At 59.4% G+C, this 12,514-nt stretch carries 10 protein-coding genes and 1 tRNA gene; 5 read left to right on the forward strand and 6 right to left on the reverse strand.

Features of this window, described 5'->3' with window-relative positions; genetic code table 11:
• Positions 1-199: 199 nt before the first annotated feature.
• Positions 200-273: transfer RNA gene (locus tag HNQ50_RS04000), tRNA-Gly, on the reverse strand.
• A gap of 459 nt (positions 274-732) precedes the next feature.
• On the opposite strand from HNQ50_RS04000, the gene HNQ50_RS04005 reads away from it, so the two are divergent.
• Positions 733-1,026 carry a hypothetical protein gene (locus tag HNQ50_RS04005; RefSeq protein WP_184097776.1) on the forward strand — a complete coding sequence of 98 codons (294 nt, stop codon included), beginning with the start codon at positions 733-735 and terminating at the stop codon, positions 1,024-1,026.
• 89 nt (positions 1,027-1,115) lie between these two features.
• On the opposite strand, the gene hutH is transcribed toward HNQ50_RS04005, so the two are convergent.
• A complete protein-coding gene (gene hutH, locus HNQ50_RS04010; protein WP_184097778.1) occupies positions 1,116-2,666 on the reverse strand; it encodes a histidine ammonia-lyase in 1,551 nt (516 codons plus the stop codon).
• A 330-nt stretch (positions 2,667-2,996) separates the two neighbouring features.
• Between hutH and fusA the strand changes: the two genes are divergently transcribed.
• The 4 genes from fusA to HNQ50_RS04030 all read left to right on the forward strand — a co-directional run bounded on the left by fusA (position 2,997) and on the right by HNQ50_RS04030 (position 6,695).
• Entirely contained in the window at positions 2,997-5,102 is a 2,106-nt protein-coding gene (gene fusA / locus HNQ50_RS04015) for an elongation factor G (RefSeq protein WP_184097780.1), read from the forward strand.
• A gap of 267 nt (positions 5,103-5,369) precedes the next feature.
• The gene (locus tag HNQ50_RS04020) at positions 5,370-5,813 is read left to right on the forward strand and encodes a hypothetical protein (protein ID WP_184097957.1); all 444 of its coding nucleotides are present in this window, start codon (positions 5,370-5,372) and stop codon (positions 5,811-5,813) included.
• 65 nt (positions 5,814-5,878) lie between these two features.
• Positions 5,879-6,256 (forward strand): DUF423 domain-containing protein, encoded by a 378-nt coding sequence (locus tag HNQ50_RS04025; protein ID WP_184097782.1) that lies wholly within the window; start codon positions 5,879-5,881, stop codon positions 6,254-6,256.
• An 88-nt stretch (positions 6,257-6,344) separates the two neighbouring features.
• Positions 6,345-6,695: a hypothetical protein gene (locus HNQ50_RS04030; RefSeq protein WP_184097784.1), complete on the forward strand. Its 351-nt coding sequence runs from the start codon at positions 6,345-6,347 to the stop codon at positions 6,693-6,695.
• Here HNQ50_RS04030 and HNQ50_RS04035 read toward each other — a convergent pair.
• From HNQ50_RS04035 to HNQ50_RS04050, 4 genes are all read right to left on the reverse strand, one after another.
• Entirely contained in the window at positions 6,692-7,225 is a 534-nt protein-coding gene (locus tag HNQ50_RS04035; protein WP_184097786.1) for a P-loop nucleotide/nucleoside kinase family protein, read from the reverse strand. The genes HNQ50_RS04030 and HNQ50_RS04035 overlap by 4 nt on opposite strands.
• Positions 7,226-7,333: 108 nt before the next feature.
• Complete coding sequence (folE, locus tag HNQ50_RS04040; protein ID WP_184097788.1) at positions 7,334-8,041, reverse strand: GTP cyclohydrolase I; 708 nt, start codon at positions 8,039-8,041, stop codon at positions 7,334-7,336.
• 353 nt (positions 8,042-8,394) lie between these two features.
• Positions 8,395-9,372: a LacI family DNA-binding transcriptional regulator gene (locus tag HNQ50_RS04045; protein ID WP_184097790.1), complete on the reverse strand. Its 978-nt coding sequence runs from the start codon at positions 9,370-9,372 to the stop codon at positions 8,395-8,397.
• Between the two features lie 63 nt (positions 9,373-9,435).
• Positions 9,436-12,486 (reverse strand): beta-galactosidase, encoded by a 3,051-nt coding sequence (locus HNQ50_RS04050; protein ID WP_184097792.1) that lies wholly within the window; start codon positions 12,484-12,486, stop codon positions 9,436-9,438.
• Positions 12,487-12,514: the final 28 nt, after the last annotated feature.

Consider the following 12,514-nt stretch of genomic DNA (forward strand, 5'->3'; position numbering starts at 1 on the left):
CCACAAAACGCATTAAGTGGTTGGCCTCTGCGCAATGGTTTGGCCTGAAAATTCTGTGCGAAAAATGTGCGAAATGCGTGCGAATTTTTTGCGAAAACAAGGGCGGCGCGTGGCGGCGCTGGGCGGAGCAAACACCACTGAAGCCCGCATAAACGAAGCGCCCGGCACCGCCTAACGACGCCGAGCGCTTATTTGTTCGTGGAGCGGGCGATGGGAATCGAACCCACGGCACAAGCTTGGGAAGCTTGGGTATTACCATTATACGACGCCCGCAACAGAGCCCGAACTCTACCCGAACCTTGTGATAGCGGCAAGTTACAGGTGCTGCAGTTTTGCGGGTGCTGCGGGTTTTCCGGGTGGGGCGAAGTGTCTGGATTGTCCGGAAAACGCGGCTAGTCACACAGTGAAATCTCGCTGTGGTTGAACAAATGGCGGCTAGTCACGTTGTGTTGGCTGGCCGGGTTTGGCGGCAAGTCACGCAAAGGATAGGACGTCGCCTCTGCCTATGGTCACGAAATACCCCATTCGTATTTCTCGTGGTCACGTTTTCCCAACTTCTTGTTTTTGTTGCAGAAACTTCTTTTGTGACGCGAGATGCGACTGCCAGCGCCTGCGGTCACAAAACCCCGGTTTTCTCGATGCGTTTTGCATAAAAAGCTTGCTTTATTTTGTGACTTGTCACATAATTTGTCCATATTAATTTTGTTCGCTAGTCACATAAGGAGACTGATCATGAAGCAAGCTGCCGATACGATGACCGCTGAGCTGCCGGGTCTTTCCATGATGTTGCGGCGCGGGCGGCCCTGCGTGGGAACCCGGCCGATGACGGCGGCGGAGCGCAAGCGTCGTAGTCGTCAACTGCGGATGCAGAGCGCCTTGTTGTCGAGCGATGTGGCCAGTGTGCAGGTGCCAGTGCAGCTCAATGCTGTGGTAGATGAGCGAACGCGCCGCCTGCTGCGTCAGCGTGCCGCAGAGCGGGGTGTCACCATGGGTGAGCTGATTGATCAGTTGATGGTTCACCTGTAATCAGCGCAGCCCGATTTGCGCAAGCAGGGCAAACAAAAAGCCGGCACCCTCATAAGGGACCGGCTTTTTTTGTTGATTGGGATGAGTGTTCAGTCGAACAACGGGTCCAGCAGATCGGTATTGCCAAGGGTCAGTCTGCCGCTCAATACCAGTTCGGTTGCGGCATCGATATCCGGTGCAAACAGACGGTCTTTGTCATAGAACGACACCTTGTCGCGCAGGGTGCTGTGGGTTTGCTGCAGGCGAGGTGAAGTCGCCAGTGGGTGATGAAAGTCCACTCCTTGCGCGGCAGCCAGCAGCTCGATTCCGACCACGGTTGCCGTGTTCTGGGCGATGTCATGCAAACGCCGGCCGGCAAAGGTGGCCATGCTGACATGGTCTTCCTGGTTGGCGGAGGTGGGCAGGCTGTCCACACTGGCCGGATGCGCCAGGGTCTTGTTTTCAGAGGCCAGCGCAGCCGCGGTGACATGGGCAATCATGAAGCCCGAGTTCAAGCCAGGCGCGTTGACAAGGAACGGTGGCAAGCCCGAAAGTGAGGCGTCAATCAGCAGTGCGATGCGGCGTTCAGACAGGGCGCCGATTTCAGCAATTGCCAGTGCCAGTGTGTCGGCCGCAAAGGCGACGGGCTCGGCGTGGAAGTTGCCGCCAGACAGTACCGCATCGGGCTCGCCCTGTTCGCCGGCAAACACCAGCGGGTTGTCGGTGACAGCGTTGGCCTCAATCAGCAAGGTGCGGGCGGCCTGGTTGATCAGGTCGTAACAGGCTCCCATCACCTGCGGCTGGCAGCGCAGGCTATACGGGTCTTGCACGCGCTCATCGTTCTCCAGATGAGAGTGGCGGATCACACTGCCTACCAGCAACTCACGATAGATATGGGCCAGTTTGATCTGGCCAGGCTGGCCGCGTACGGCATGAATGCGCGCGTCAAACGGCGCATCGCTGCCACGGGCGGCGTCAATGCACAGTGCGCCAGAAAGGGTGGCGGCGGTAAAGACGCGCTCGGCCAGGAATAGACCGTTGAGGGTCAGTGCGGTTGAAACCTGGGTGCCGTTAATGAGTGCCAGACCCTCCTTGGCGGCCAGACGCAGTGGTGTAATACCTGCATCGGCCAGGGCTTGGGAGGCAGGGACGCGTGCGCCATCAACCCATGCATCGCCTTCGCCCATCAGCGTCAGCGTCATGTGCGACAGCGGCGCCAGATCTCCCGACGCACCCACTGAACCCTTGGCCGGAATATGCGGCACGATGCCGGCGTTGAATATGGCCAGCAGCGTTTCTACCACCAGCGGCCGCACGCCGGAAAAGCCCCGCGCCAGACTGCCAATTTTAAGCGCCATCACAAGGCGTGCTACGGCGGGGCTGAGGGCCTCGCCCACGCCGACGGAGTGCGACAAGATCAGGTTGCGCTGCAGTTCTTCCAATTGTTCATCCGGAATGCGCGTGTGCGCCAGTTTGCCAAAGCCGGTGTTGATGCCGTAGGCCGCCTGGCCTTTGCCAAAAATACGGGCGACCACGTCGGCAGAAGATTGCATGGCAGGCCAGGCGGATTCATCCAGTTGCAGCGTTTGGGGTGCAAGCCAGAGTTGGCGCAGGTCGCGCAGGGTGAAGTGGCCGGGTTGCAGATGAAGGGTCTGGCGCATGCTGGTTTCCGTGTCAGGTTTGCCCTGCTGGCAGTGTGGTTGATTTCTGGCAATGCCGCCCTGATTACTGTGAGGGCAGGCAACAGCACAAGGCGTGCATTTCAGGGGTTTCTGGTTGTATATACAATTGCCATAAACCCGCACGCTAGATCATCCTGCCTGGTTTGATCCCTTGGCCCGGACAGGTTTGTCCGGTGGGCAAACCGGCAGGAATGGTGGCGACCCGCTATGTTAAAGCGTGGTGTCGCATTGCTTTTGCCGCCGCTGGCGCAGCGCGTTGATACGAGCGGTCGTGCCGGTGAGTTCAGGCCTACAACGTGAGAGGTTCCCGTGTCCCGCAAAACGCCCATCGAGCGCTATCGCAATATTGGCATCAGCGCACATATCGACGCCGGTAAGACCACAACCACCGAGCGCATCCTGTTCTACACCGGCGTGAATCACAAAATTGGTGAAGTCCATGATGGCGCGGCCACCATGGACTGGATGGAGCAGGAGCAAGAGCGCGGGATCACCATCACCTCTGCGGCAACCACAGCGTTCTGGAAAGGCATGGCGGGTAATTACCCGGAACACCGCATCAACATCATCGACACACCGGGCCATGTGGATTTCACCATCGAGGTGGAGCGTTCCATGCGGGTGCTGGATGGCGCGTGCATGGTGTATGACTCGGTGGGCGGGGTGCAGCCCCAGTCCGAAACCGTCTGGCGCCAGGCCAACAAGTACAAGGTGCCGCGCATTGCCTTTGTGAACAAGATGGATCGCGTCGGTGCGGATTTTTTCCGGGTGCAGCGCCAGATTGGCGAGCGCCTGAAAGGCGTGGCCGTGCCCATCCAGATTCCGGTCGGCGCGGAAGATCATTTCCAGGGCGTGATTGATCTGGTGAAAATGAAAGCGATCATCTGGGATGACGTGAGCCAGGGCGTGCATTTTGAATATGGAGAGATCCCCGCTGATCTGCGTGAGTCTGCCCAGGAATGGCATGACCGGATGGTGGAAACTGCGGCCGAAGCCGAAGAAGGCCTGCTGGATAAATACCTGAATGGCGAAACGCTGACGGAGGAGGAGATCAAGCGTGCCCTGCGTAAACGCACCGTAGCGAACGAGATCGTCCCCATGCTGTGCGGCAGCGCGTTCAAGAACAAGGGCGTGCAAGCCATGCTTGATGCCGTGATTGACTATCTGCCGTCACCCATCGACGTGCCTGCCATTCTGGGGCACAGCGAAGACGATCAAGAGATTGAACGCCACCCGAGTGATGAAGAGCCCTTCTCGGCGCTGGCCTTCAAGATCATGACCGATCCGTTTGTGGGGCAATTGACGTTTTTCCGTGTTTACTCCGGCGTGGTCCATTCAGGCGACACCTTGTACAACCCGACCAAGCAGAAGAAAGAACGGCTGGGGCGGATTTTGCAGATGCATGCCAATAACCGGGCGGAGATCAAAGACGTTTATGCCGGGGATATTGCCGCAGCGGTGGGGCTGAAAGAGGCAACGACAGGCGATACGCTGAGCGATCCGGACAAGGTCATCATTCTGGAAAAAATGGTGTTCCCGGAACCGGTGATTTCTCAGGCCGTGGAGCCCAAGACCAAGGCTGACCAGGAAAAAATGGGGATTGCCCTCAACCGGCTGGCGCAGGAAGACCCGTCTTTCCGTGTGCATACGGATGAAGAATCCGGCCAGACCATCATTGAAGGGATGGGGGAATTACACCTGGAAATCCTGGTGGATCGCATGAAGCGGGAGTTCCATGTGGATGCCACGGTGGGCAAGCCGCAAGTGGCTTACCGCGAAACCGTGCGGGCCACGGTAGAAGACGTCGAAGGCAAATTCGTCAAACAGTCAGGCGGGCGCGGTCAGTATGGTCACGCAGTGATCAAGCTGGAGCCGCAGCCGCAAGGCAAGGGTTACGAGTTTGTTGATGCCATCAAGGGTGGGGTGATTCCACGCGAATTCATTCCGGCCGTGGACAAAGGCATTCGCGAGGCGCTTCCTACCGGGGTGCTGGCGGGTTATCCGGTGGTGGACGTGAAAGTGACGCTGACGTTTGGCTCTTATCACGACGTGGATTCCAACGAAAACGCCTTCCGTATGGCGGGTTCAATGGCGTTCAAGGACGCCATGCGGCGCGCCAGACCGGTGTTGTTGGAGCCCGCAATGGCGATCGAAGTGGAAACGCCGGAAGAGTTCATGGGCAATGTGATGGGTGATCTGTCGTCCCGGCGCGGCATGGTGCAGGGCATGGAAGATATCGCCGGTGGCGGTGGCAAGCTGATCCGCGCGGAGGTGCCGCTGGCGGAGATGTTTGGTTACTCCACCACCTTGCGTTCGCTCACGCAGGGGCGTGCGACCTATACCATGGAGTTCAAGCATTACTCGGAAGCGCCGCCCGCGGTGACGCAGGCGATTGTCAGTACGCGACACGGCTAACGCGGTGTTGGGGCCCCGGAAAGCTGGTGGATATCACCGGGTTTCCGGGGTTTTTGCCGTGAGGGCCTGGCTTGCATGAAAACTTCAGGCCGGTTAAGCCAGATTAACGGACGCGGCCGGGGGATGAACGCGCGGTTTCTATATTATTTTTCGCTTATATTTGGTTTGCGCGACGTAACAAGCCAGCAAACAGCACGGGCGGGGTGGCCTGCAGGGTGTGCAGGCGCTGGCTAAAGTCCACAATCAAATCTAAAAACAGGAACTTGTATGCGTCATCAGGCTCTCTGCGGGCTGCTGGTCATGACGGTGATGGCGGGCTGTGCCATGCCGGGCAACGAGGCGGGCGCACTCAAGGCGGCTTCTGTGCCAGCTTCTGCCCCGGTGCCGGTAGTCACGCCGACGCCCACACCAATACCAACGCCTGTGCCGGTGGCCAAACCGGCGCGACGCAAGGCCAAACCGGCCAGTGCGGTCTCTGCGGTAACCGGAAAACCAGCGCCGGGTAGCAAGTTTGCCAAACTGCGCATTGGCATGAGCCGCAAACAGGTGGAGTCTTTGATTGGTCTGCCGGGCGATGTGAAGACCACGCAAGTGGGTGCGTACACTCACGACGAAACCTTCTACCTGCATGAAGGTAGTTTGCTGTTCGTGAAGAACGGCGCGGTACTAGGGCATATCACCGTCGATACCTCGGCATCAGGCTACCAGTAACACTCACCGGCATTCCCCGCTATGATCGGACGCTCTGGCGCATGCGCCGTTTGCGGGAGACAAGCTTGAACGATCGTCACATGCTGGTGGCCGGCGCGGCCAATATGTTTATTGCCGTGGCAGCGGGGGCGTTTGGCGCGCATGGGCTCAAAACGGTGCTCTCGCCCGAGATGCTGGTGATCTGGCAAACCGGGGTGACCTATCAGGCCAGCCACGGCTTGGGCTTGCTGCTGTTGTGTGCGTTGTGGACGCGTTTCTCCGTCACCTTGTTGTCCCGCGCGGCGGGTCTGATGCTGGCCGGCATCATTTTGTTCAGTGGCAGTCTGTATGCGCTGGCGCTGACCGGCATCCGGCCACTGGGTGCCATTACTCCCTTTGGTGGCCTCTGTTTTCTGCTGGCCTGGGCCATGCTGGTGATGGCCGGTTGGCGGCGGCGTGGTTAAGCCGTTTTGCCGGGCTTGGCCGGTTTTATGCCGGTCAGTTCGCGCCGTTTGCATAATCAGCCGCATCTTTTCCTGAAAGGGGCGTGGCATGACTGCAAGCGAGTTTGACGGTGCATGGCAACTGGTTTCCGGGGAGTGCCTGGAAGACGGCCACTGGGTGCGCTATGACCTGGATGGTATTTCTTCCCGCAAGGTGCTCGCCGCCGGGTACTTCACTTTTGTGACCCACAAGAACGGGGCGTACTGGTCTGCGGGCAGTGGCCGCTTTATCCTTGATAAGGACGTTTATACAGAAAGCCCGGACATGGGTTCATACCCGCTCGCCGCGCTGCGCGATTACGTCTTTCAGGCCCGGCTGGAAGGGGATCAATGGCACAACGCCCGTTTTGAAAATGGCGAACGGGTGGAGTACGAAGTCTGGCAGCGTATCCGCGCCTAATCCTGCCGGTTTGGCGAGGGGATGGTGCCGGTGGCCCGCAGTTGCGCCAGTAACAAGGCCAGCGCGGCGGCGGGCGGGTTGATGGCTGTGTCGATTTGCTGATGCGGCATCAACCACGGTTCATACTCGCGTGCTTCCACCTCTTGCCATGTCGGTTGCGCGTGGCCGGAAATATCGGCCGTCCGCGTTTCGACGCGTTGCCGATGCACTGCCGGGTCCGTGCAGATGCACTCCACCTCAAAAATGGGCGAGTGCGCTTCTGCGGCCAGATCGCGCCAGATTTGTCGCACAAATTCCAGCGCGTTGACGGCGTCGACCACCACCGTTATCCCGATCGCCAGGTTTTCTGCCGCAATGGCGTGTGCAACGGTGTAGCCGGCCGCGCCAATTTGCGTGCCCGCCGGAAAAGCACGGACCAGCGCCTGTTCCAGCGTGTCGATGCGCACATAGGTGGCGCCCAGTTCCTGCGCCAGCAGGCGGGCAAGCGTGGTTTTGCCCGTGCCGGGTAATCCGCCAAACACAATCAGCATGCCGTGCTCCATGGGGTTCTGGCGTCATTGTAGCCGGCGAAAGCAAAAAGCCTGGCAAATGCCAGGCTTTTGAGCTCGATCTGCCAGCGTGCGCCGGTCAAACCGAGGTTACCGGTGCATCAGCGCCAGAAACTCACGCCGCAGCGTGGCATCTTTGAGGAAAGCGCCACGCATGACGCTGTTGGTCATCTTGGCCTCGGCGTCTTTCACGCCGCGCCAATGCATGCAGAAATGATCGGCCTCCATGACAATCGCCAGGCCATCCGGCTGCAAGCGGGACTGCAGCAAGTCGGCCACCTGGGTAACCGCTTCTTCCTGGATTTGCGGGCGGCTCATTACCCACTCAATCAGCCGCACATACTTGGAAAGGCCAATCAGGTTGGAGTGCTCATTGGGCATGACGCCGACCCAGACCCGACCCAGAATCGGGCACAGATGGTGCGAGCAGGCGCTGCGCACGGTGATCGGGCCGACGATCATCAGTTCGTTCAGGCGTTCGGCATTGGGGAACTCGGTCACGGGCGGCATGGGCTGATAGCGGCCGTGAAAGACTTCCTTGATGAACATCTTGGCTACGCGCCGCGCGGTGTCCTGCGTGTTGTGGTCGCTCTGGGTGTCGATCACCAGGCTTTCCAGCACGCCGCGCAGTTTAAGTTCAACTTCTGCTTGCAGTTCATCCAGTTCACCGTCCTTGATATAGGCGGCGATGTTGTCGTTGGCGTGGAAACGGGCTTTGGCCTTGGTGAGTCGGGCGCGGATGCGTTGCGACACCGCGTCCGGGTGTGCAACTGCGTATTCCGATCCTTTTTTGGGCATGACACTTACCTTTGAGCTTGAATTTTTAACGCAGAATCAACAAGAAGTTTAACTGTTTTCATCTGTCAGGTAAAAACCGGGGTAGTGAAACACACTCATGCAAACATGACGTTTGCTTAACGTCAGGCTGTGGAAAACCACGCTTGGTGTCAGTAGTATCAGATCAGTGGTTTCAATGAAATCATGGGGTTGTGATTGATTTGTACCCCCGGGGTATCGCAATTTGTCTATTTTTTAGGCATAATCGACTGGTCTAATTGTTAGCACGCTTAGACATTTATACAGGGATATTCTCCTGCCCCGCCTTGCGCGGGGTTTTTTTATGTCTGAGACAAACGCATCAAGCGTGTCACTTAACTCGCGCTGCTTTCACGCACGATCAGTTTGACTGGCAGCAAGCGCTGTTGATCGGGGCGCGAATCGGCCAGTAATAAGGACATAGCCTCATGACCCAGGCTGGTTTTGTCGACCGCCAGCGTGGTCAGCGGCGGGGTGGCCGCGCTGGCGGCACCCAGATCGTCAAAGCCGACAAAAGCAATGTCCTCTGGAATGCGCAGCCCGGCCTCGCGGCAGACTTGCATGGCCGCCAATGCGGTGGCGTCGTTGTAGGCAAAGACGGCGTCGGGTGGTTGCGGTAATGACAACAACTCGCGCATGGCGACGGGCGCACCGCTGGCGATATCCATGCCGGGCGGAATCAAGGCTTCCAGCGCCGGGTCGGCCAGAATGCCTGCATCAAACAAGGCCTGGCGATAGCCACGCTCCCGCAGCCTGATCGAATAATGCGCCAGCGAGCCGGACAAAAATGCAATGCGTTTACGTCCGCTGTCGATCAGATGGCGGGTTGCCAGCCAGGCGCCTTGCTGGTTGTCGGTGTTGACGGCGGGCCAGTCTGGCGCATTCATATCCGACAAAATGTGCGGCTTGCCCAGGCTTTGCAGTACGGCCAGGGTCTCCGGCTCAAAAAAGCCGATGCAGACGATGGCGTCGGGTTCATGTTGCATGACCTGGCGCTTGACGGGTTTGCCAGGCAACAAGGACATCACCGTACAGGTCAGGCGGTGTTCCAGGCAGTACAGTTGCACGCCATGGATCACTTCTGAATAGAACGGATTGGTGAGTGGGTCCCCGTGCGAGAAATGCAGCAAACACAAGACTTTGCGGATGGGCTCGCGGCGCAGCCGGGCATGGTCGTAGCCCATGGTTTCGGCCAGGCGCACAATACGCTCACGCGTATGCGCAGACAGACCCGGCTGCTGCTTGAGTGCGCGCGATACCGTGCCAACGGAAACGCCCGCAGCATGGGCAAGATCACGAATATTGACCGACAAGCGAAGTCCTTGATGGATGAGGCGGCCGCTGATTAACGCAGCATAGTGCAAACCGGTGTACGTCTACGTCACGCTGACCGGCTGATTATTCAGCGAACGCAGGATATTGCCGTCCGGATCGCTGGCCAGCAAGAGCGCGCGGCCTGCGGCCAGATGCGTGCGATAGCTGCGCTGCGTGGTCAGGTCGGTCCAGTGCAGGGTGGCGTCCTGGCTGGTTTCGCTGATGGCAATCCACAATGCGCCGTTGGCAAGATCCTGTTTCTGCAGGAATATCCCCGCTGGTGGCTCACCTTGCCAGCGCCAGGGCGCGCTGACGCCACTGCGGGTCATGGCCTTGCGGTAAAGCGCTTCCAGTGTGTCGGTGCGTTGATTGAGTTCCAGCGGGAGAGGGCACCATAAAATACGGCCTTTGCCAGAGGGGATTTCTATCAACGCGGCGCTGGCGGTGTTTTCGTACAGGCCGCGGCTTAAACGGCCAATGGCTTCGCCGCCAAAACTGGCGCGCAACGGGCTGTTATCCAGCACGAGCGTTTCTTCCCGACTCAGGTTGCCCACACTGGCCGCAGCAAAACCCGCGCGGGGTGTGGGTTGCCAGTATTCATCCAGCGTAGCGGGCCCGGTCAGCAATACGGTGATCTCATGTTGTGCCAGCAATTGCGTCAGGGCTTGCCAGGTGGCTGCCGCCAGGTTGTGCGGGCAGGGCAGCAAGATCAGGCGTGGCACATCGGCAAACAGGCTGGTCAGGTCCAGATCGCTCACCGCACGTAATGGCAGCCCCAGTTCAAAGAAGCAGCTACGCACCAGTTGCTGGGTCGCTTCCAGCGCGCTGCGGCGGTTGCTGTAATCGTTGCTGAACGGGTAGATGACGGCGGTCTGTGGCAAGCGGCGCTGGGAAAAATCCAGCGGCAAGCCGGCAAAGAAATGGCCAAAGCGCGGCGTGACCAGCGCTTCCGGTTTCAAGGAGCCATCTGCACGGCAGGCGCCGATGTGGGACTCGTTGATATTGTCCATGTGGTAGTTGATGTTCCAGATCCACTGCACGGCGCCAGCGCTGCCGCTGGTGTAGGCGTAGGCGTATTTGCGCTCCAGCAGGGCCATCAATTCAGCTTCAGAACGGCGGGAGCGGCCATCCGGACGCTCAACGTGCATGATGCCGGTTTCCTGGATCAGGCTGGGTTTGTCCGGCGTTTTGCTAAAGAGGCTATCCCACGCCAGCGCATCATTGAGCCACCAGCTATGCACCGTGGTGTAATCCACCGCGCCCGCGTGGAAAAAAGGGTGCGGGCGCTGTTGCCCCAGCGCTTCATCCTGCCCAAGACAAACCATGGCCTGCGGAGTGACTGCACGCAGGGTGGCGGTGAGGTCTGCGGCCCATTCGGCCAGCATGGCCTGACTGAACAGGCTGTAGTCCAGCCAGATGCCGTGTTGTTTGGGCAAGATTTCCGTGTTGTTGAAGCCCACTTCTTCTGGCTGGGGTGGCAAGACCGCGCTCCAGTCTGACAGTTGCGCCGGGCTGACATCCCAGCGCGCTTGCCAGACGGTGATGTCCGGTTCGCGTCGTTGTAGCCATTGCCGAAAGGCGGCGATCTCATGCGGGTCCCGCAGGGTGCGCGGGCCGACAAAAATCCGGGCTGGATCAAACAAGGATGGCTCGTTGATCAAGTCCCAATGCACGTGGGTGGTGTGCGGGTGCCGGCTGACAATGCTGCGCAAAAAGCGTTTTTGTGCGGCGCGGGAACGCGGGTCCAGCCAGGGGTTGCTGCCTTCCCAGGCTTCTGGTGCAAAAGCAAAGAAGGTAAAGCAGGTTTCCAGCCCGTGGCTGGCGGCGGTCAGAATGAACGCGTCAATGGCGCGCAAGACGGCTTCATTGGCGTGACCATCCACAAACATCACCTGCCGCCAGGCGCTCCAGATGCCGGTACGCAGATAGTTCACACCCATACCGGCCAGGGTTCCCATGTCAGCATCCCACGTTGCGACATTGGGTAATTGCAGAAATTTGCGATGCACGTCGCTGGCCATATAGGTCATGCCCACAATGGGCATGGCCTTGCCATCCCGCTCAAAGTAATCCCGGCCAGCCTTGAGGGGTGAACCCGCGCGCAGCAAAGCCTCATCACGCCCCCAGAAGCCCTGGCGCAGTGTCAGGACTTCATCATCTGCGCTGAATACCGCTTCGATCTGGTACAGCCCTGGTGCGATGGCAAAAGGCAGCGTAATGCGTGCCTGCATGGTCCCATCGACCGGGGTCAGATTCAATGCCTGTTGCCATACGGTGGCCGCGCCGTGGCGGAGAGTCAGTTGGGCTTGCCAGTTGCGCTGCACACCCAGTGCTTCGCCCTGAATGCTTAATGTCGCGGTTTCGCCGGGTTCATAGCAGGCAAAATCCGGCTTGATCCACCATTCAGTGACGCCCGCTGCGGCATGGCGGGCCAATTGCGCCAGCAACGCCAGGCCACCATCTCGCCAGAACGCGGCGTCAGGGGTGATATTGATGAAAATCTGTCGTGAACCGGCACCGGTGCCGCGCAAGCGTTCCAGCATGACTACCGGGCTGGCAATGGCCTGACCCGCTGCATTGCAGGCTTGCAGTAGCGGGTAAATGCGCGCATCCATCGGGCCGGCGGAGCCGGAATCCTGCGGCTGATCTTTGTGTTTGGTGGGCATGAGCACGAAGCCGTCCGTGCCGCTTTGTGGCTGGAACAAAGCGGTGTACGGGTTCAGCCAGGGGTGCTGCGGGCCGCTACGGTGAGCTACCGCCTCTGTCGTATCTACGGCCATGATTTCGTGGATATCCAGATCCCGGAACAAGGCGGCCTGGTTTGCCTGGCGACCATCTTCATCCACGGGTTGGGAGAACGCATTGCGGCCCACGCAGATCAGGCTGCCGCCCCGTTGCACAAAAGCCGTGATTTGGGCCCAGGCGGCGCGTGGCACCCATGCGCCATGCAGATGAACCAGCACGTCGCCCTTGCCGGACTGGCCCAGCAACGCGCTCAAGCTGGTCGCGTCCGCACAGTGGCGGGCTTGGGGTAATGCCGCGAGGGTGGCGGCCAGTTCCGGCAGGGTGCCGGTGTGGGCAAAATCGGCGTTGAGAAAAACGAGCGTGGTCATGGCGGGGTGTTCCACAAGCAGAGGTGTA

The sequence above is a fragment of the Silvimonas terrae genome (genome assembly GCF_014202765.1).
Taxonomy (GTDB): domain Bacteria; phylum Pseudomonadota; class Gammaproteobacteria; order Burkholderiales; family Chitinibacteraceae; genus Silvimonas; species Silvimonas terrae.